The sequence below is a fragment of the Thioalkalivibrio sp. AKL7 genome, assembly GCF_000381705.1.
Lineage (GTDB): Bacteria > Pseudomonadota > Gammaproteobacteria > Ectothiorhodospirales > Ectothiorhodospiraceae > Thioalkalivibrio > Thioalkalivibrio versutus.
In genome coordinates, this window is sequence record NZ_KB906948.1 from 238,740 (window position 1) to 258,347 (window position 19,608).

Genomic DNA, 19,608 nt, shown 5'->3' on the forward strand with positions numbered 1-19,608 from the left:
GATGTTCGCATTTTCCGAGCCGCGCATGCCTGCGCCCGAGCAGGCCTTGTCCGGGCGCGAGGAGCCGATGCCGGTGCCCGAGCGCCACATGGTGCTGGGAACCCCGTTGGCGCCGCCATACCCCGAGGGCATGCAGGTGATTCAGTTCGGCATGGGCTGCTTCTGGGGCGCCGAGCGCCTGTTCTGGCAGCTGGACGGGGTGTACTCCACCAGCGTCGGTTACGGTGGGGGCTATACCCCGAATCCAACCTATCGCGAGGTATGCAGCGGCCAGACCGGGCACACCGAACTGGTGCGTGTGGTATTCGATCCGCGGCGAGTCGAGCTGGAGGCGCTGTTCCGTACCTTCTGGGAAGGCCACGACCCGACCCAGGGCATGCGCCAGGGCAACGACGTCGGTACCCAGTACCGCTCCGCGATCTACACCACCGATGCGGACCAGCTGGCGGCCGCCGAGACCAGCCGCCAACGCTTCCAGGCCGCGCTGGACAAGGCTCGGGGCGGAACGATCAGCACGGAGATCGCCGAAGGGCCGGCGTTCTATTTCGCCGAAGAGGATCACCAGCAATACCTGGCCAAGGTCCCCCACGGCTACTGCGGCCTCGGCGGCCTCTCCGTGCCGTACCCGGTCTAAGCGCCTGCCCTTCTTCGTGTCTTCTTGGTGAATCGGGTTTTAGCCGTTGTTGGCGGCGGCCTGAACGAGGGCGTGGAACAGACGCTGGTGGCGGCGCTTCTGGGGCAGGTATTCCGGGTGCCACTGCACGCCGATGCACCAGCCGCGGTCGGCCTCGATCGCCTGTACCACGCCGCTGCTCTCGCGGCCGGCGACCCTTAGCCCGCGACCCAGGCCATCCACCGCCTGATTGTGCAGGGCGTTCACGTGCAGCGTGGCGTCGCCCAGGATGTCGGCCAGGTGGCTGCGCGGCTCCAGCTGGACCGGCTTGACCGGCAACAGGCTGCGGGCCTGCGGTGTTTCCACGTAGAACTCGGCCAGGTCGCGCTGCAGCGTGCCGCCGCGCACCACGTTGACCAGCTGCATGCCGCGGCAGATGCCGAGGATCGGCCGATGATCGTCCAGCGCGCGGTGGATCAGGGCCTTCTCCAGGCGGTCGCGGTCGACGTCCAGTACGCCGCCGTGCGACTGGAACAGCCGGCGCAGCAGCCACAGGGCCGGGTAGAAGAGATAGCCGATCAGGCGCTGCGAGAGGCGGCGCTCCGCCTGGCGGATGGCGGCCGCATCCGGCCCGTCGGGCAGGGTCTCGCCGTAGAGCTCGGGGTCGACATCCGCCCCGCCGCCCACGATCAGTCCGTCGAACGGGCAACGGCCGCGCGGTCTCCCCGGACGCAACCGCAAAGGGCGGCCTCCCGCGCGCCACACCGCCAGGGCGGTGAACAGCCAGGCCGGACCCCCGCCCTGGTCCGGCCCGGTGATCGCGATCACCGGGCGACGGGCTTGGGGCGTGACCCGGCTGGTTGCATTGGGAGCCGAGTCAGAACCAGTCACGGAGGCGCTGGCTCCAGTCGTCGGCCCAGCGGCCGAGGGCCTGGCCGGGGCGGTCCAGGTATTCCCGCGACAGGCGCTCCAGGCGTTCCGGATCCGCCGCCAGACGTTCCACCTCGACCCAGCCATTGAACGGTCGCGCCAGGCTCCAGTCCGGGTCGTCGATCTCGCAGTTCGGCAGGCGGTAATGGAAGGCCGGGCGCGGTTTGATCAAGTCGTGTTCCACCGGTGCGGCGTTGACCCGTTCCGGGTCCAGGTGGGCAAACAAGGGCAACAGGTCCAGTGGTCGGTTGCGGGTCGGGCTGTGCGCCAGGTAGGCATCGATCAGGCCGGCCTGATCGGGTTGGAAGTCCGGGTCCAGCATGTGGCGTACAAAGGGCCCGGGAAACGCGCGAATGTAGGGCGACAGTCGCCGTGCCAGGTCGATTGCGCCGGCCGCGGTGAGGGCCTCGGCCATCAGCAGGAAGCTGCGCAGGATCGCCAGCAGCCACTCGGCATCGGTACGGTGGATCTCGATATTGATCTGCAACCCGAAGGCGTAGAGAAACGAGCGTTCGGTGCCCTGGGCGCCGGCCTCTTGCAGGGCCGCGCGTACCCGGTCCAGGCGGGGCAGGTCGGCCACCGGGATCGGCGGGGCCACGATTTCATGCGGGACCAGGCGGCCGGCGGCGTCGGCCAGCCAGCGATCCAGCGCCGCCTTGTCGGAGTCGTCCAGCGAGATGCCGAGGCGCGCGAGATGCTCGCGGTAGGCACGGTCCTTCAGCACCCGGGCGTCCAGTTCCAGCTGGAAGTCGCCGACATCGGTATCGCGCACGCGGGCGACGAACGCACTGTCCGGCACGATCTCCCCCCCGAATTCGGCCTTTACTGCTTCGGCCATAATCTCCAGCGAGACCCCGGCCATCTCGATCTCTACCCCGATGCGACGCGGTTCGCCCTCGGGGCTGTCGGGCCACGGGAGGTCGTGGAAGGGCTCGCTCATGCGTGTCTCGAAGCCGTGCAAGGAGAGCTCCATGATAACGGCTCGGTGTACCTCGTGCGGCCCGGGCAGTAGGATAGGCGCCGACCTACAGGAGCCCGCCGAGCCCATGGATCGAATCTATCTGCGCGACCTCGAAATTGATGCCGTTGTCGGTGTCTACGACTGGGAACAGCGGATCCAGCGCCGCCTGCGATTCGACATCGAACTGGCGGCGGATACCCGCATCGCCGCCTATTCCGGCGAGATCGGCGATACCGTCGATTACGAGGCGGTGGCCAACGCGGTGCGTGCCATCGTCACGCGCGAGCCGCACGCGCTGCTGGAATCCCTGGCCGAAGAGATCGCCGAGGCCCTGATGGCCCAGTTCGGCACCCCCTGGGTGCGCATCAAGCTGGGCAAGCCCGGGGCCGTTCCCGGTGTACGCGAGGTCGGCATCGAGATCGAACGCGGCACCCTCGCGACGTCCGACTAGCCCCTCTTCTCCTGCGGGTCCTTCCGGCCCGCTTTCCTGTCTCTTGTTCCGCGTCTGCCCCGTGCGGAGGCCGGACCGTGTTCACACTTTTTGTTGAGCGCACGCTTTTGGTGCGTGTGCACTTTTAGTGCGCACCATCCAGAGGCAAAACCTCGTGGTTCGGCCGCAACACGTGTTGTGAAAAGCCGATTTTGCTCCCTTTTGGTACTTGGCACAGCCCGTGCAAGGACCGGGTGTCGACTACGCGACACTCGATTGACCAATCTGGGAGATGACCAATATGAAGAAGTTCACCCGTTCCGCGCTGGCCGCTGCTGTCCTCACCGTAGGCTCCACCGGTGGCGTCGCGTTTACCTCCACCGCCGCCGCGGAGCTGTCCGTGAACATTGGTGCGGTGTCCAACTACTACTTCCGGGGCTTTTCCGAAAGCGATGACGGTGCGGCCATTCAGGGCGGCATTGATTACGAGCATGCCTCCGGGTTTTACGCCGGAACCTGGCTGTCGAACGTCGATTTTGGTGATGACACCAGCTACGAACTCGATCTCTATGCCGGATTCGCCGACGAGTTCGCCAGCGGGTTCGGATATGACGTCGGTTACATCTATTACGCCTATCCCGACGCCCGGGATGATACCGGCTCCCTGAGCGCCGACTTTGGCGAGATCTACGGGGAAGTCAGCTTTGATACTGGCACCGTCGGTCTCTACGGCGGCATGGCCTATGTTGTTCACGACAGTGATGACTCGGCCTTGCAGGATGACGACATGTACTTCTACGCCGGTCTGGATATCCCGTTCATGGATGTCTACAGCGCCGGGTTCCTCGTGGGTCGTACCCGCTTCGACGATTCCGATGCCGAAAACTACACCCATTATACCGCCAGCCTGGCGCGCGACGCCGGGGACTGGGGCGAATTCAGCCTTAACCTCGAGTACGTCGACGAATCCGACGAGGACCTGGGCGCCTGGGTGGGCTGGTCCAAGACGTTCTGAAGCCGGCTATTACCTCTTAATGCAAAGGCGGGTCCGTGTTCCGACGGGCCCGCCCACAGGAGTCTGACATGAAGATGATTACCGCCGTGATCAAGCCGTTCAAGCTTGATGATGTTCGCGAGGCGATCTCGGAGATCGGCGTGCAGGGCATGACCATGACCGAAGTGAAGGGTTTTGGTCGCCAGCGCGGTCATACCGAGTTGTATCGCGGTGCCGAGTATGTAGTCGATTTTCTGCCCAAGGTGAAGCTTGAAGTGGCCGTTGACGAAAACCTGGTCGACCAGGTCGTCGAGGCCATTTCAAAGTCCGCCAGCACGGGCAAGATCGGCGACGGCAAGATCTTTATTACGCCGGTGGAGCAGGTCGTGCGCATTCGCACGGGCGAAACCGGACCGGAAGCGCTTTAAACCTTTGCCTTCCAGCGAATGAGGAATTTCAATCATGGAAATTGAACAGCAAGTTGTCGAACTCGCCTATGCGATGGACACCTTTTACTTTCTGGTGGCCGGTGCACTGGTGATGTGGATGGCCGCGGGCTTTACCATGCTCGAGGCCGGTATGGTGCGCACCAAGAGTGTGGCCGAAATCGCAACCAAGAATATCGCCCTGTATTCGATCGCCAGCATCATGTACATGCTGATCGGCTATAACATCATGTACAGCGATGGTCTCAGCTCCATCATCCCGGGGCTGGGCTTCCTGATCAGCGGCGACAACGCAGTCGCGGACGTGCTGGGTAGCGGTGGTGACATCTACTACTCCGATCGTGCCGACTTCTTCTTCCAGGTCGTGTTCGTGGCCACCGCGATGTCCATCGTCTCGGGTGCCGTGGCCGAACGCATGAAGCTGTGGGCCTTCCTGGCCTTTGCGGTCGTGCTGACCGGCTTCATCTACCCGATCCAGGGCTTCTGGAGCTGGGGTGGCGGTATCCTCGACCAGATCGGCTACCTGGACTACGCCGGTTCCGGCATCGTCCACTTCACGGGTGCCGCTGCGGCGCTGGCCGGTGTGTTGCTCCTCGGGGCGCGCAAGGGCAAGTACGGCGCGGATGGCAAGATCAACGCCATTCCGGGTTCCAACATGCCGCTGGCCACGCTGGGTGTGCTGATCCTGTGGCTGGGTTGGTTCGGCTTTAATGGCGGGTCCGAGCTGAAGGTGTCGGACATCGAGTCCGCCAATGCCGTGGCCGCCGTGTTCGCCAACACCAACCTGGCCGCGGCCGGGGGTGTGGTGGCCGCGCTGATCACCACCCGTCTGATCTTCGGCAAGGCCGACCTGACCATGGCGCTGAACGGAGCGGTTGCAGGCCTGGTGTCCATCACCGCCGAGCCGCTGATGCCCAGCCCGGTCCTGGCGATGATCATCGGTGCCGTGGGTGGTGTGATCGTGGTGTTCTCGATCGTCGCCCTCGACAAGCTGAAGATCGACGACCCGGTTGGTGCGATCTCCGCGCACGGTACCGCCGGTATCTGGGGTGTGATGGCGGTGCTGCTGTCCAACCCGGACGCGACCTTCTTCGGCCAGATCGTGGGCCTGCTCGCCATCTTCGTGTTCGTCTTCGTGGCCAGCCTGATTGTCTGGGCGATCCTCAAGGCGGTGATGGGCATCCGCCTGAGCGAAGAGGACGAGGCCATGGGCGCCGATATCGCCGAGTGCGGTCTCGAGGCCTACCCGGAGTTCACCGGGAAGCAATAAAGCCTCGTTAACCTGAAACCGGGGTCGGGCCGTAACCCGGCTCGATCCCGATACATCGTCTCCTCCGACGCCGACAAGACAGTCTCCCAGGACTTGGATGTTGGCCTTTGGGCGCCCCTTTATCGGGCGCCCTTTTTTTGTTCGACACACCCTGTGGGAGCGGGCTTGCCCGCGAAGCCCCCGCCCGCGGCGGTTCTTGCGACTGATGCCCGCGGGCTACTAACACCCCGGCCGGCTCTCTTCCCAGCAAGCAGGGTCTCCTGGTCGGGCCATTCATCCCGGTGCCCCGGCTTCGGTTACGATCCCGTTTTCGCCGCACCGGAACCCTGTCGCATGGATCGCCTGCTGGACGTTCGACAACTGCAAACGCCACAGCTGGGCCCGCTGGACCTGGCGGTTCAGCCGGGCGAGCTCGTGCAGGTCACCGGCGCCTCGGGTGCCGGCAAGTCCCTGCTGTTGCGCGCCCTGGCGGATCTCGACCCCAACACGGGGGAGGTAATGCTGAACGGCGAGGCGCGCGACGCCATGCTGCCGGTCCAGTGGCGCCGGCGCGTGGCCTATGTGCCGGCCGAGACCGCATGGTGGGGCGAGCGCGTGGACGAACACCTGCCGGCGGATTTCTCGCGCGAGGCGGCCCTGCACCTGCTGGAACAGGTCGCGTTGCCGGAGGCCTCGCTGGGCTGGGAGATCGAGCGTCTCTCCAGCGGCGAGAAACAGCGCCTGGGTCTGGTGCGCGCGCTGCTGAACCGGCCCCGCGTCCTGCTGCTGGACGAGCCCACCGCCAACCTGGACCTGGAGAACACCAAGCGCATCGAGCGCGCGGTGCGGGCGTACTTGGCCGAAGAAGAGGCGGCGGCACTATGGGTCAGTCATGACACGCTGCAGCGCCAGCGTCTGGGCGGGCGCATCCTGACCATCCGCGATGGCCAGTTGGAGGCAAACGCATGGACCTGATCTCGCTTTCCGCGCTGGATCTGACGCTGGCGGCGCTGCTGGTTGTCGCCCTGGCTGGCCTGACCATCTGGGCGCGCATGGGGCTGGGGCGCAGTCTGCTGATCGCCGGGGCGCGCACCGTGATCCAGCTGCTGCTGATCGGCCTGGTGCTGCAGACGCTGTTCGACCACGCGCACCTGGGCTGGGTGGCGCTGATGGCGCTGGTCATGGTGTCGATCGCCGGCTACGAGGTGATGGCGCGTCAGCAGCGCCGTTTTGCCGGGCTGTGGGGCTACGGGATCGGTGCGGTCACCATGTTCGTCTCCGCGTTTGCCGTCACCGTGCTCGCGCTGACGACGATGGTGGGGCCCTCGCCCTGGTGGGAGCCGCAGTACGCCATCCCGCTGCTGGGGATGCTGCTGGGCAACACCATGACCGGCATCGCGCTGGGGCTGGACCGCCTGACCCAGACGGTCTGGCGCGAGCGCCGCACCATCGAGGCCCGCCTGGCACTGGGCTCGGGTTGGAGCGAGGCCGTTGCAACCATGCGCCGCGAGGCTGCCCGCTCCGGTCTGATGCCGACCATCAATGCCATGGCCGCAGCCGGTATCGTCAGCCTGCCGGGCATGATGACGGGCCAGATCCTCGCCGGCGCCCCGCCGGTGGAGGCGGTCAAGTATCAGATCCTGATCATGTTCCTGATCACCGCCGGCACCGGCTTCGGCACCCTCGGTGCGGTCTGGTTCGCCTCCCGCCGCCTGTTCGACACCCGCGAACGCCTGCGCCTCGACCGCCTCAAGCCGGGCCGTCACACGTAGCCCTATCCGCCCGAACGGTGCATTTCGCATTCGCTCAATGCGCCCTGCGACGCGCGGCCGAGCCCTCGTAGGATGCGCTGAGCGCAGCGAACCGCATCACATGGCGTGTGTTTCGCGACCCCCTGCGCGTGCAGATCCTACGAGCCCCGTTTCAAATCTCGGTAGAAGTTTTCGTGTGTGCCCAGCAGTAGCAGGAGGCGGGTGGTGGGGTCGTACTCGTAGGCGAGCAGCATCAGTTGCTCGCGCGACTTGAATTTGTGGACCATGATCCCGGCCAGATCCCCTTTCTTGCTGGTGCCGATCTCGGGATTGCGGACGATCTCGGCAACCGCGGCGTCTACGTCGGCCTTCTGGGCGGGATGGAGGCGCTTGTAGGCGCGCCGGAAGCGAGTGCTTTGCAGCACCTCCACGTCCGCGGCCATTAGTCGCGTTTGCCCTCGGGGGTGAACGGGGTGGCGAGTTCCCGGCCCTCGGCACGAGCGATCAGCAGTTCGCAGACGAAGTCGATGGGCAGGTCCGGGTTGTCCATGGCGGTGCGTCCCACCTCGGCCCAGAACTCGATCTGACCGGCGATGGTCCGGTGCTCGGCCTTGGCGTGGGCCCGGGCCTGCTGATACAGCGTCTCATCAATGCGGACGGGCAAACTCATGGCGTGCCTCCTCTACTACAAATGTAGTCAGATTAGCGCGGCCCTGCATGGTTCGCAATCACTGGATCGATGCATTTCGCATTCGCTCAATGCATCCTACGGCGTTTGTGATGCCTGTCATCGCGAGAAGCGCAGCGACGTGGCGATCTCCGTGGGCGCCCCGGCGCGGGGCAGGGCGAACTTCGGGGGTTGCGTCGGGAGGTTGCCACGGCCCCTGGCGGGGCCTCGCAATGACGGGGCCAGCAAGCACCGTCATCGGGAGGAGCGCAGCGACGTGGCGATCTCCGTGGGCGCCCCGACGCCGGCCTGGGCAAACGTCGGGGTTGCGTCGGGAGGTTACTCGCTGCGCTCGCCCTTCGGGCCGGCCTGCGGCCGTTCAACGCGCTTCGCGCTTTTGTGCCGCGGCCCCTGCGGGGCCTCGCAATGACGGGTTTGGGTCGCGCCAGGGGCCTGCCCGGGATCAGGCGAACAGCTTGCGGCGGAAGAACTCGGGCGTGGCCCCGGCGGCGCGGTGGATGGCGGCGTTGTAGTAGTGGGTGACAAACGTCGCCTCCTCGGCTGCTTCCTCGCGCAGGAAGGACACCGGGGCGTCCTTCGCCGCGATGGTGCAGGTCCACCAGCCGGAGGGGTAGGTGGGTTGTGGGAAGTGCAGCGTCAATGCATCGATGAAGCCGGCCGTGCGCAGGCTGTCGTGCATCGGGCGGATGATGCTCTCGGTATGCAACAGCGGCGATTCGCTTTGCTGTACCAGCAGGCCATCCGGGCCCAGGGCCTTCACGCAGTCCTTGTAGAAGGCGGTGGAGAACAGGCCCTCGGCCGGGCCCACCGGATCGGTGGAGTCGACGATGATTACGTCGACGGAGCCGGGTGTGGCGTCCTGCAGGTACTGCACGCCGTCGTCGAACAGGAGCTCGGCGCGCGGGTCGTCGTTGGCGTCGCACAGTTCCGGGAAGTACTGCTCGGCCAAGCGGGTGACGCGCTCGTCGATATCCACCTGCACGGCCTTTTGCACTTCGTCGTGCTTGAGCACTTCGCGCAGGGTGCCGCAGTCGCCGCCGCCAATAATGACCACGTTCTTCGGGGCGCTGTGCGAGTAGAGCACCGGGTGCGACATCATCTCGTGGTAGATGAAGTTGTCGCGCCCGGTGAGCATCACGCAGCCGTCGATCACCATCAGGTTGCCGAAGGCCTCGGTCTCGTAGATCTCGATCTTCTGGTACGGGGTCTGTTCTTCGTGCAGCTTCTGCTTGATGCGCAGGGACAGCGCCATGTTTTCGTGCGGTTCGCTGAACCAGTTGTTGTCGAGTGCCATTGGGCGGCTCCCCTTGCGGATGCGGTGGACGGTATGATGCGCCGCTATGATAGTGCCCTGTATCCTGCGGGCAACTCTGCGCAACCTGTTATTGCGAGGAGCCGCAGGCGACGAAGCGCTTCCCCCGGAGGGCGTTCGTATTCCGGCGCCGTGCCAGCCTTCGGAGATTACTCGCTACGCTCGCCCTTCGGGCCGGCCTGCGGCCGTTCAACGCAGCTTCGCTGCTTTTGTGCCGCGTCGCTTCGCTCCTCGCAATGACGGGGATATACCCGCTGTGAAACCCGGAACCGCCATGTCTGTCACGCCCTGGAATCTGGATGAGGCCCGCGCCACCTACGGGATCGACCACTGGAATGGTGGCTTTTTCGATCTGAACGACGCTGGCCATGTGGTGATGCGGCGACCGGATTGGCCGGATCACCCGGGTGTCGATCTGCATGAGCTGGCCGGGCGGCTGCGCGAGGAGCATATCGGGCCGCCGGTGCTGGTGCGTTTCCAGGACGTGCTGGACGGGCGTGTGCGCCGCCTGGCGCGGGCCTTCGATGCGGCCGCACGCGAGCTGGACTACCAGGGCGCGTTCACGGCGATCTATCCGATCAAGGTGAACCAGCAGCGCAGCGTGGTGGATCAGATCCTGGCGGCGGGCGATGCGCCGGATGCCGATGGCTTTACCCCGAGGGTGGGGCTGGAGGCCGGCAGCAAGCCGGAACTGATGGCCGTGCTCGCGCAGTCGCGCCCGGGCGCCGCGATCATCTGCAACGGCTACAAGGACCGCGAATACGTGCGCCTGGCGCTGATCGGGCGCCAGCTCGGGCATCGCGTGTACATCGTGATCGAGAAGCCCTCGGAGCTGGAGGAGGTCATCCGCCAGGCCGAGCACATGGATATCGCACCCCTGCTGGGGCTGCGTGTGCGCCTGGCGTCGATTGGCAAGGGCAAGTGGCAGAACACCGGTGGCGAGAAGGCCAAGTTCGGTCTGTCCGCGGCGGATGTGCTGGGCATCCTCGAGCGCCTGCGCGGCCTCGGCTGGCTGGATCGGCTGCAGCTGCTGCACTTCCACATGGGCTCGCAGATCGCGAACATCCGCGACATCCAGAACGGCATGGGCGAGGCGGCCAGCTACTTCGCCGCGCTGACCGAGGCCGGGGCCGCACTGCAGGTGGTGGATGTCGGTGGCGGCCTGGGTATCGACTACGAAGGCTCGCGCTCGCGCAACGAATGCTCCATCAACTACTCGGTGGAGGAGTACGCGCTGAACATCCTGCGCCCGCTCAAGCGCATTTGCGAGGAGCATGATCTCGCCATGCCCGAGGTCTTCAGCGAGTCCGGGCGGGCCCTGACCGCGCACCACGCGGTGCTGATCACCAACGTGATCGACTGCGAACCGGCCCCCGGGGATGGTGATGTGCCGCCCGCGCCGGATGACGAACTGCCCGAGATCGCCGCGATGCGCGCACTGCTGGACGAGCGCGACCGCCCGGCCTCCGAGATCTACCACGATGCGGCCTTCGGCCTGTCCGATCTGCAGGCGCGTTTCGCCCGCGGGATGCTGTCGCTGGCGGACCGGGCGCGCGCCGAGGCGATCTATTTCGCCCTGTGTCAGCGGCTGCTGGCGCAGCCGGACGCGCTGCCGGCCGAGATCCATGCGGAGCTGACGGACAAGCTGGCGGACAAGGTTTTCTGCAATTTCTCCGTGTTCCAGTCGATCCCGGATACCTGGGCGATTAACCAGATCTTCCCTATCATGCCGCTGCACCGCCTGAACGAGGCCCCGACCCGCCGCGCCGTGCTGCAGGATCTGACCTGTGACTCCGACGGCCACATCGAGCACTACGTGGAGCGGGAGGGCACGCACACCACCCTGGCGCTGCACCCGTGGAAAACGGGCGAGGCCTACTATCTCGGCATCTTCCTGGTCGGGGCCTACCAGGAGATCCTCGGCGACTTGCACAACCTGTTCGGCGACACCGACACGGTGAACGTGGAGCTGACCGAGCAGGGCGGCTACCGCCTGCTGAACCCCGAGCGCGGCGACACCGTGGACGAGCTGCTCTCCTACGTGCACTTTGCCCCGGACGACCTGCGCCGCGCCTTCCGCGCCAAGATCGATGCCATCGGCCTGCGCGGCGAGGCCGCCGGGCGCCTGCTGGCGGAACTGGAACACGGCCTGACCGGCTACACCTATCTCGAGGACTGAACCCATGCAGTGTTACGTCTATCGCGCGACCAAGCGTGCCGATACCTATGTGTATCTCCCGGAGAAGGATGATTTCTCCGAACTCCCCGAGGGCGTGGTTCGGGCGCTCGGTCGCCTGGAGTTCGCGCTGGAATTCGAGTTGACCCCGGAACGCACCCTGGCCCAGGAAGACCCGCAGAAGGTCCTCGCCAACCTGGATGAGCAGGGCTTCCACCTCCAGTTCCCGCCTCCGGAAGAAGACCGCTAGCCCTGACCTAGCCGCTTGGGCCCTTGCCGTCGACCTGGGGGGAGGGACCCTCTCCGTCACCCCGGATCGTTGCATATCGTCGTCACCCTGCCGCTGGCGCCCTCTTCGGCGTCCTGGGCACCGGCCTCTCCCCCGTCATCCCGGACACCGCGCAGCGGTGATCCGGGATCTCGTGCGCCGTGGTCTGGCCAGGCCTTGGGGGTATCCGGCGTGGGAGATCCCTGCTCTTCGCTGCGCTGCGGCCGGGATGACGACGTGGGAGCACCGCATGGTCGCGGCGAGCTGCGGCCGGGATGACGAGGTCGCTCGGCATTGTCGGGGCGAACTGCGCCGCGCTTTGGCCGGGATGACGGGGGCAAGCGCGCGGAGCCTGCGCTGAAAACGTGGAAGTCTCAGCGCGCCAACGCATAACTCTGTATAGTGTCGGCCCTTTTGCCAGTATCTAGAGTTTGCATTCCATGACCGAGAAGCTTCGCAACATCGCCATCATCGCCCACGTTGATCATGGCAAGACCACGCTGGTCGACCAGCTCCTGCGCCAGTCCGGCACCCTCGACAAGCGTGGCGACCACGGCGAGCGGATCATGGACTCCAACGCCATCGAGAAAGAACGCGGGATCACCATCCTGGCCAAGAACACGGCCATCGAATGGCAGGACTACCGCATCAACATCGTCGACACCCCCGGACACGCCGACTTCGGTGGCGAGGTCGAGCGCGTGCTGTCGATGGTCGACTCGGTGCTGCTGCTGGTAGATGCGGTGGACGGCCCGATGCCGCAGACGCGTTTCGTCACCCAGAAGGCCTTCGCGATGGGCTTCAAGCCGATCGTCGTGGTCAACAAGATTGACCGCCCCGGCGCGCGCCCCGACTGGGCCGTGGATCAGGTGTTCGACCTGTTCGATCGCCTGGGCGCGACCGACGAGCAGTTGGATTTCCCGATCGTGTTCGCCTCTGCGCTGAACGGCTTTGCCGGCATGGATTCCAGCGTGACCGAAGGCGACATGACCTGCCTGCTGGAGACGATCGTCAAGCATGTCTCGCCGCCGAACGTCGACGCGGACGGGCCGTTCCAGATGCAGATCTCCTCGCTGGACTACAACAGTTACCAGGGCCTGATCGGCATCGGTCGCGTGAAGCGCGGGCGCATCAAGCCGAACACCTCGGTCAAGATCGTCGACCGCGAAGGCGGCATCCGCAATGGCCGCATGCTGCAGATCATGGGCTTCCACGGCCTGGAACGTGTGGAGGTCGAAGAGGCCCGCGCCGGCGACATCATCACCTTCACCGGGATGGACAAGCTGTTCATCTCCGACACCCTGTGCGATCCGAACCACGTCGAGGCGATGGAGCCGCTGACCGTCGACGAGCCGACCGTCAGCATGACCTTCCAGGTGAACACTTCGCCGTTGGCCGGCCGCGAGGGTAAGTACGTCACCTCGCGTGTGCTGCGCGATCGCCTGCAGGAAGAGCTCAAGCACAACGTCGCCCTGCGCGTCGAAGAGGCCGAGGACCCGGACAAGTTCAAGGTGTCCGGCCGTGGCGAGCTGCATCTGGGCATCCTGATCGAGAACATGCGCCGCGAAGGTTACGAGCTGGCGGTCGCGCGTCCCGAGGTGGTCATCAAGGAAGTCGACGGCGTGAAGCAGGAGCCCTACGAACACGTCACCGTGGACGTCGAGGAAGAGCACCAGGGCACCGTCATGGAAAAGCTCGGCGAACGCCGCGGCGACATGACCAACATGGTCCCGGACGGCAAGGGCCGCGTGCGCCTGGACTTCATCGTCCCGTCGCGCGGGCTGATCGGCTTCCAGACCGAGTTCATGACGGCCACCTCCGGCACCGGCATCCTGCACCACGTTTTTGACCACTACGGCCCGTATCAGAGCGGTGCCGTGGCCTCGCGCCAGAACGGCGTGCTGATCGCCAATGCCGCCGGCAAGGCGCCGGGCTTCGCCCTGTTCAACCTGCAGAGTCGCGGCAAGATGTTCATCGGCCCCGGCGAAGAGGTCTACGAGGGCATGGTCATCGGCCTGCACTCGCGCGAGAACGACCTGGTCGTGAACGCGCTCAAGGCCAAGCAGCTCACCAACGTGCGCGCCTCCGGCACCGACGAGAACATCCAGCTCACGCCGCCGATCCGCATGACGCTGGAACAAGCCATCGAGTTCATCGATGACGATGAACTGGTCGAGGTCACCCCGGAAAGCCTGCGCATCCGCAAGAAGTTCCTGCTGGAGCACGAACGCAAGAAGGCCTCCCGCGCCGCCTCGGCGTAAGGCCGACGCCAACGCCCCGCCAGTGGGCAGGGCAGACAGAAGCGCCCGGTCGGATCATCTGCCGGGCGCTTTTTTGTGTCTCGTCCGCTGGGACCACGATTTTCGTCATCCCGGAAATCGCAAAGCTATTATCCGGGATTTCCATGCCGCAACCCCCGGAGTTCAGGGTTGTCGGTTTTACCATGAACGATGAGTCGAGTCGGGCGGGCCAGCGTGTTACCAGACGCAGCGTATCGGAAAGTCGCGTAAGGCCGGATCGGTGGTCAGTAAGGGGATCTGCTCGAGCTCTGCCTGGGCAGCCAGTATGCGGTCAAACGGGTCGCGATGGTCGACGGAATACGTCCCGGCGTGAATGGCTTGCGAGTAGTTAACGGCCAGATGCGTAAAGCCATCTGCGGTGACCAGCTCATCGAAGCGCTGGATGACCACACCGCCAATTTGCAGTTTGCCCAGACGGTGCTTGGTCGCAATCTCCCATGCGCTGGCGGCGCTTACGAGGACGGTGCTTTCCAGGTCTCCAATAACTTCCCGTGCGCGTGCCGATAGCCGCGCATCGTTTGTGAACCACCAGAGCAACGCATGGGTATCGAGCAGGACTCGCACACTACTGCTCCCAGGCGGCGAGTTCATCCTCCGGCAAGGGGGCGAAGAATGCGTCTTCAACCTGGCCCGTTACGCGCCCGGGTTGGCGCCGTTGCGGAGTGGGCTCCAGCGGCACCAGTCGTGCATACGGCCGGCCGGATTTCGCCAGGATGATTTCCTCGCCATCATGCGCGCGCTTCAGCAAGCGGGACAGATGCGTCTTCGCTTCGTGTACGTTGACCGTTGTGCTCATGAGCTTGCCTCGCCTGACTAAGTCTTAAGACTAAGCCTATATGTCGGAGTTGCATCAATCAAACGTATCCGCTGGTCACTCCGTCGAGTGGGGCTCAGCCAGGCCCGACGCAAAAGGCAACGTTTGACCCCGAGGCCCCGCGAGCGCAAGAAGGCCTCCCGCGCGGCCTCGGCATAAGGCCGACGCCAACGCCCCGCCAGTGGGCAAGGCAAAAAGAAGCGCCCGGTCGGATCATCCGCCGGGCGCTTTTTTGTGTCTCGTCCGCTGGGACCACGATTTTCGTCATCCCGGAAATCGCAACGCGATTATCTGGGATCTCTATGAAGCACTCCGCCGGTGGACTGGAAAAGGCAAAGTTTGCCCCTGCAGCTCGCGCTTGAATCGGACGGACGCCATTGCAGGCCTCACCCATCCAGTCGCCGCAGTAAACCGTCCAGTTCCCGGGCCATAACCGGGACGTCAGTCGTGGCAGTGTTCCAGACAATGCGGCTGTCGATCTTGGCATAACCATGGATCAGCAGGTTTCGCAGATCCACGGCCGCCCTCAATTGTGGAATCTGTCGGGCCAGATCAGGATCCGTTCATTCCAGCTGGCCCAGCGCCTCGCCCAGAATCTCAAGCTGCCGCTCAACGGCGGAGCGCATCAAATCGCTGGCTATGTAGTCCTCTTGGTTTGCGTCCTTCACGAATTCCGCCACGCGTCTCGCGGCCTCACGTGCGTCCCAAAGGTACGCCCGCGGATCACGCCGCATGGACCGCTTCCCGGGTTCGTTCGATATCCGCGAGGACATACGGATTGGTCACACTTTGCGGCGTCACCAGGTCCACGGGCCGTCCAAGAATGTCGCTCAACTCTCTGCGCAGACCGAGGAATTGCTCGAGGGACAATCCGGCCTGATCCGGCCCGAATTCCACGAGGAAATCCACGTCCGAACGTTCAGGGTCGAAATCTTCCCCGCGAGCCGCAGACCCGAAAACGTCCAGCCGCGACACACCAAAGTCACGGCATACCGATTCGAGGGCGTTCCGATGTTGTTGAATCAATGGATGCATGCTCGAGCCTCCTGCCAGCATACGATACGACAGTCACGCCCGAAGCGCAGCCACAAGGCAATGCTCGGGTGAGGCGCCGTTTGGTCCGCTGAGAGGGGGCGCGCTTCGCTAGCGGTCTTACTGTGGGTAGGGGGTCGTTGGTCAAGGGTAGGGGACAACAGCAGGGATTGAGACCGAAAATAAATCTGTCCCCGTTCTGCCAGGGCCGCGTGCGCCTGGACTTCATCATCCCGTCGCGCGGGTTGATCGGCTTCCAGACCGAGTTCATGACCGCGACCTCCGGCACCGGCATCCTGCACCACATCTTTGATCACTACGGCCCGTACCAGCCCGGTTCGGTCGCCTCGCGCCAGAACGGCGTGCTGATCGCCAACGCCACCGGCAAGGCGCTGGGCTTTGCCCTGTTTAACCTGCAGGATCGCGGCAAGATGTTCATCGGCCCCGGCGAAGAGGTCTACGAGGGCATGGTCATCGGGCTGCACTCGCGCGAAAACGACCTGGTCGTGAACGCGCTCAAGGCCAAGCAGCTCACCAACGTCCGCGCCGCCGGGACCGACGAGAACATCCAGCTGACTCCGCCGATCCGCATGACACTGGAGCAGGCCATCGAGTTCATCGACGACGACGAGCTGGTCGAGGTGACCCCGGAAAACCTCCGCATCCGCAAGAAGTTCCTGCTGGAGCACGAACGCAAGAAGGCCTCCCGCGCCGCCTCGGCGTAAGGCCGACGCCAACGCCCCGCCAGTGGGCAAGGCAGACAGAAGCGCCCGGTCGGATCATCCGCCGGGCGTTTTTTTGTGTGTGTTGCCAGCGTGCGTCTTGCAGAGCACGTGGAGGTGGCAATCTCTGACCCTGCCACTTCCCTTGTTCTATTGGCTAAATCCAGGGCAGGTTACATCACTTTGATCACACCAGAGACGGTAGAATTCCCCTGCGTTATCGGCAAGGGGGGCTCCGTCTGTTGCGGTATCCCATCCCAGGGACTCGACAATTTCGTCGTTCGCTTCCTCGAGCGCACCCTTTGCGTCGTCAATGTCACGTTCTCCAGTGATTCGCGCAAAGACAAAGTGCTGCCCGAAATCGATGAGTTGGTCCTGATCGTCGAAATAGTCCGCGTACTCCGCGTTCGGTCCACCCGTGCCACCCCGTCTAACCATCTCGGGAGGGACGCTGTCGCTGGCGTCGAACTCTGGCGGTAGCCACGTGGGGCGGTTACCGTTGACGGAGTCGCGCTCGACGAGGGCCTGCACCAGCGGGTGGGTCATCCCGAGCTCTGCGCGCTGCCATATCCCGCTGCCCCGGAAGGCCCGGCGGATCGAGACGGACGGTTCGGTGACTCGGGGTTCGTTATCCCCCGAATCTGCGAGGTCGAACTCGGGGTCGCCCACTGCGATTGCGCCACTTTGGTCGGACACGTCAATTTGAGAGTCGCGGACGGCGATATTGCCGAACCATCCCCGTCCCACGTAGCATCGATAAAAGAACGTCTCGGGTTCGAATTCAGGGATGTCGTTGTTTACGCAATAGCCGGAATCGGAGACGCGGGCACGCAGAGTATCGAATTGATCGTCGTCAAATAGACGGATTACCAACCCCGAGATCGTGCTGAATCCCAGAGAAAGGTCGGTTTCGAGAAGAACGGTCTCGGTCCCGTCCGTGTCAATGCGGACCAGTTGGCGACGATCATCATCTGCGCGCATCTCCATCCGTCCAAACCCTCGGTCATCAGGCAGCTCGGCCAGCGTCGTTGCGTCTGACGGGTCAATTGGGTCCCCGCCAGTGCGGGCGTCACCGGAGGGCGATGCGATATTCTGGCCGCCGGGGAGGCGTCCCCGCGCCTGGTTAAGGCTCAGAAGGGGGTCGGTCCAGTAGAGTACGCTCGCGACTTGAACGCTCTGTTCTTCATCTCTCGCGTTGTCCCAGAATGCTGTCAGCTCGATTGTGGTGGTGCCATCGAGGGAGTTGATGGTTCCTTCGTCAAGCTCAAAACGAAAATTTGCATTGGTCCCGGTGAAGCCTTCGGTCAATGCATCCTTCGCAAGGTTGAAATCTGTCTCCGTGAGGGAATCACGCATGTTGTCGATGCGGGACTCCATGACCTGGACGGCTTCTGCCCGGGCCTTGGAGTCTGCCGTCGAGACCATCAGGTCCCCGTACAGCTTGGACAACGCAAGGATTCCGAGGCCGATCACCGCCAAGGCAATTAGTGCCTCGATCAACGTGATTCCGAACGTGCGCTGTTTAGGGTGAGACATCATCTTTGAACCTCTGTACGCGAAGCGTGACGGGGCTGTCGTTGGATGCAGGCGGGCGGTGGTGCTTGCTTTAGTCAACGCCATGGGTCCAGTCGCGCCAGCTTCCAGATACCAGAGAGCGTGCCCCTACGCTGCCCGCACCGCCAGCTGCGATCGGATCAAAGTAGAAGAAGGGTGTACCGGAGACCTCTGCGTCGTCAGGTACGTCCGTACGCCCCTGGACAATGGCGGCACCAAAGAACCGGGGATTGCCTCGCGCGATAAGGTCGCCAGTAATGTAGAGAATGCCGTGAAAGTCTTGGAAATTACCCGTTGTCCTGAGGTCACCTTCCACAACTAGCAGTACGGGGTTTTCGCGGCTACCCAAGGTCCCAGTCAGTTCGGCATCGCCTTCGATCCAGATCGTCTGGCCCCATTCGCTTGCATCAAATTCGAATCGGTCTCCGTTTGACTCGAGGACATTTTCGATTTGGTTTTCCTTGTATGACTCCATGCTGGAGCCCATGAATGATTCGAAGAACTCATCTCCGGTGACGCCAAAGTTGTCGTCTCGGTCGATGACATCAAGGCCCAGCAGGTCACCGCGAGACTCCTGGACATAAGTCCCGTCCCCGTCCAGAGGGACTGGGTCTGGGTTGGCTGGGTCCGTGGAAGGGCGGGATTCGCCCTCGCGCAAGAGGAAACTGTTACCTGTACCACCACCGCTGATGTTGATTTCACCACCGGAGCGGATGGTGGTGTCCGTGTAGGCGTTGTAAACCGCAGCTGTACCGGAGATTGCGAGGCCTCCTCGTGTCACGAGGGGGTTGTCAGGTGGATTCGCGATTGATGGACCGGCCTGTACGCCGACCAGTATCGCCTTCCGTCCGGCTCGGTCATCGCTCCAGCCGCAAGAAAGGGCCACGGCATTCCGGATGTTTGTTTCTTCGTCAGCGCTGGTGAGCAGCAAAGGGTCGCCGGAAGCAGAGTTTAGGTTGGCCACGGCTTGAGCAAAGGCGTCCGGAGTATTGCCGCAGATTGCATCCGCGGTGCCGAAGGCTTCACTCGCAGCCGTAGGCGCAAGGAAGGCCGCTCGGGCCGCGTATCGGTCTGTCTCCAGCGTGAGGAACGAATCTCCATTGTCTTCCCAGCCCGGGGGGCGGTTGTTCTCCGCTGCGTAGGCCAGTGCTGCTTCCAGTCCCGCCTGCGCGGCGTTGTTGGTCTGTTTCATGCGCAATTCGTTGGCTGACATGCGCTGTTCGAGAATGGCGGTCTGCGAGGCGAAGATGATCACCAGGGTGATGGCGACCAGGATGATCACCGTGATCAACAGGGTCGCAAGGCCTTTCTGGTGGCCTCTGCGCGGTAACCTGGAAAAATACGATGTCATGCAGTTGCTCCGTTGTA

General features: G+C 64.0%; 21 protein-coding genes and 1 pseudogene. 11 read left to right on the forward strand and 11 right to left on the reverse strand.

Features of this window, described 5'->3' with window-relative positions; translation table 11 throughout:
• Position 1: 1 nt before the first annotated feature.
• Positions 2 to 634: a peptide-methionine (S)-S-oxide reductase MsrA gene (gene msrA, locus G315_RS0103980; RefSeq protein ID WP_019611980.1), complete on the forward strand. Its 633-nt coding sequence runs from the start codon at positions 2 to 4 to the stop codon at positions 632 to 634.
• A gap of 39 nt (positions 635 to 673) precedes the next feature.
• On the opposite strand, the gene G315_RS0103985 is transcribed toward msrA, so the two are convergent.
• Both G315_RS0103985 and G315_RS0103990 read right to left on the reverse strand, forming a co-directional pair.
• Positions 674 to 1,441 (reverse strand): gamma-glutamyl-gamma-aminobutyrate hydrolase family protein, encoded by a 768-nt coding sequence (locus tag G315_RS0103985; RefSeq protein ID WP_019611981.1) that lies wholly within the window; start codon positions 1,439 to 1,441, stop codon positions 674 to 676.
• Between the two features lie 49 nt (positions 1,442 to 1,490).
• Positions 1,491 to 2,516: an amidoligase family protein gene (locus G315_RS0103990; RefSeq protein ID WP_018144634.1), complete on the reverse strand. Its 1,026-nt coding sequence runs from the start codon at positions 2,514 to 2,516 to the stop codon at positions 1,491 to 1,493.
• A 73-nt stretch (positions 2,517 to 2,589) separates the two neighbouring features.
• On the opposite strand from G315_RS0103990, the gene folB reads away from it, so the two are divergent.
• The 6 genes from folB (at position 2,590) to fetB (ending at position 7,395) form a co-directional block, all read left to right on the forward strand.
• Complete coding sequence (gene folB, locus G315_RS0103995; RefSeq protein WP_018144633.1) at positions 2,590 to 2,955, forward strand: dihydroneopterin aldolase; 366 nt, start codon at positions 2,590 to 2,592, stop codon at positions 2,953 to 2,955.
• 280 nt (positions 2,956 to 3,235) lie between these two features.
• Positions 3,236 to 3,949 carry a TorF family putative porin gene (locus G315_RS0104000; protein WP_018144632.1) on the forward strand — a complete coding sequence of 238 codons (714 nt, stop codon included), beginning with the start codon at positions 3,236 to 3,238 and terminating at the stop codon, positions 3,947 to 3,949.
• 68 nt (positions 3,950 to 4,017) lie between these two features.
• The gene (locus G315_RS0104005) at positions 4,018 to 4,356 is read left to right on the forward strand and encodes a P-II family nitrogen regulator (RefSeq protein WP_012981610.1); all 339 of its coding nucleotides are present in this window, start codon (positions 4,018 to 4,020) and stop codon (positions 4,354 to 4,356) included.
• A gap of 34 nt (positions 4,357 to 4,390) precedes the next feature.
• Positions 4,391 to 5,644 (forward strand): ammonium transporter, encoded by a 1,254-nt coding sequence (locus G315_RS0104010; protein ID WP_018144631.1) that lies wholly within the window; start codon positions 4,391 to 4,393, stop codon positions 5,642 to 5,644.
• 333 nt (positions 5,645 to 5,977) lie between these two features.
• Positions 5,978 to 6,598, forward strand: a complete 621-nt coding sequence (locus G315_RS0104015; RefSeq protein WP_019611982.1) for an ATP-binding cassette domain-containing protein — start codon at positions 5,978 to 5,980, stop codon at positions 6,596 to 6,598.
• A complete protein-coding gene (gene fetB / locus G315_RS0104020; protein ID WP_018168345.1) occupies positions 6,589 to 7,395 on the forward strand; it encodes an iron export ABC transporter permease subunit FetB in 807 nt (268 codons plus the stop codon). Before G315_RS0104015 ends, fetB begins: the two co-directional genes overlap by 10 nt.
• A 137-nt stretch (positions 7,396 to 7,532) precedes the next feature.
• Here fetB and G315_RS0104025 read toward each other — a convergent pair whose 3' ends face one another.
• The 3 genes from G315_RS0104025 to speE form a co-directional block, all read right to left on the reverse strand.
• Entirely contained in the window at positions 7,533 to 7,817 is a 285-nt protein-coding gene (locus G315_RS0104025; protein WP_018144628.1) for a type II toxin-antitoxin system RelE/ParE family toxin, read from the reverse strand.
• Positions 7,817 to 8,044: a ParD-like family protein gene (locus G315_RS0104030; RefSeq protein ID WP_018144627.1), complete on the reverse strand. Its 228-nt coding sequence runs from the start codon at positions 8,042 to 8,044 to the stop codon at positions 7,817 to 7,819. Before G315_RS0104030 ends, G315_RS0104025 begins: the two co-directional genes overlap by 1 nt.
• A gap of 460 nt (positions 8,045 to 8,504) precedes the next feature.
• The gene (gene speE, locus G315_RS0104035) at positions 8,505 to 9,356 is read right to left on the reverse strand and encodes a polyamine aminopropyltransferase (protein WP_019611983.1); all 852 of its coding nucleotides are present in this window, start codon (positions 9,354 to 9,356) and stop codon (positions 8,505 to 8,507) included.
• 292 nt (positions 9,357 to 9,648) lie between these two features.
• Here speE and speA point away from each other — a divergent pair, with 292 nt between their 5' ends.
• The 3 genes from speA to typA all read left to right on the forward strand — a co-directional run bounded on the left by speA (position 9,649) and on the right by typA (position 14,079).
• Positions 9,649 to 11,553 (forward strand): biosynthetic arginine decarboxylase, encoded by a 1,905-nt coding sequence (speA, locus tag G315_RS0104040; RefSeq protein ID WP_019611984.1) that lies wholly within the window; start codon positions 9,649 to 9,651, stop codon positions 11,551 to 11,553.
• Between the two features lie 4 nt (positions 11,554 to 11,557).
• Entirely contained in the window at positions 11,558 to 11,800 is a 243-nt protein-coding gene (locus G315_RS0104045; protein WP_018144623.1) for a YcgL domain-containing protein, read from the forward strand.
• Between the two features lie 458 nt (positions 11,801 to 12,258).
• The gene (gene typA / locus G315_RS0104050; protein WP_017942636.1) at positions 12,259 to 14,079 is read left to right on the forward strand and encodes a translational GTPase TypA; all 1,821 of its coding nucleotides are present in this window, start codon (positions 12,259 to 12,261) and stop codon (positions 14,077 to 14,079) included.
• Between the two features lie 216 nt (positions 14,080 to 14,295).
• On the opposite strand, the gene G315_RS0104055 is transcribed toward typA, so the two are convergent.
• The 4 genes and pseudogenes from G315_RS0104055 to G315_RS0104070 form a co-directional block, all read right to left on the reverse strand.
• Positions 14,296 to 14,682: a type II toxin-antitoxin system VapC family toxin gene (locus tag G315_RS0104055; protein WP_017942637.1), complete on the reverse strand. Its 387-nt coding sequence runs from the start codon at positions 14,680 to 14,682 to the stop codon at positions 14,296 to 14,298.
• Position 14,683: 1 nt separating this feature from the next.
• Positions 14,684 to 14,914, reverse strand: coding sequence for a type II toxin-antitoxin system Phd/YefM family antitoxin (locus G315_RS0104060; RefSeq protein ID WP_017942638.1), 231 nt, complete (start codon positions 14,912 to 14,914; stop codon positions 14,684 to 14,686).
• 404 nt (positions 14,915 to 15,318) lie between these two features.
• Positions 15,319 to 15,666 (reverse strand): annotated as a pseudogene (locus G315_RS13725) (DUF86 domain-containing protein).
• Positions 15,656 to 15,967: a nucleotidyltransferase family protein gene (locus G315_RS0104070; RefSeq protein ID WP_019611987.1), complete on the reverse strand. Its 312-nt coding sequence runs from the start codon at positions 15,965 to 15,967 to the stop codon at positions 15,656 to 15,658. Before G315_RS0104070 ends, G315_RS13725 begins: the two are co-directional and overlap by 11 nt.
• 122 nt (positions 15,968 to 16,089) lie before the next feature.
• On the opposite strand from G315_RS0104070, the gene G315_RS0104075 reads away from it, so the two are divergent.
• Complete coding sequence (locus tag G315_RS0104075; protein ID WP_369699423.1) at positions 16,090 to 16,689, forward strand: hypothetical protein; 600 nt, start codon at positions 16,090 to 16,092, stop codon at positions 16,687 to 16,689.
• A 147-nt stretch (positions 16,690 to 16,836) separates the two neighbouring features.
• Here G315_RS0104075 and G315_RS0104080 read toward each other — a convergent pair whose 3' ends face one another.
• Both G315_RS0104080 and G315_RS0104085 read right to left on the reverse strand, forming a co-directional pair.
• Positions 16,837 to 18,225 (reverse strand): hypothetical protein, encoded by a 1,389-nt coding sequence (locus G315_RS0104080; protein WP_019611989.1) that lies wholly within the window; start codon positions 18,223 to 18,225, stop codon positions 16,837 to 16,839.
• A 67-nt stretch (positions 18,226 to 18,292) separates the two neighbouring features.
• Entirely contained in the window at positions 18,293 to 19,591 is a 1,299-nt protein-coding gene (locus tag G315_RS0104085) for a pilus assembly PilX N-terminal domain-containing protein (protein WP_019611990.1), read from the reverse strand.
• Between the last annotated feature and the right edge of the window lie 17 nt (positions 19,592 to 19,608).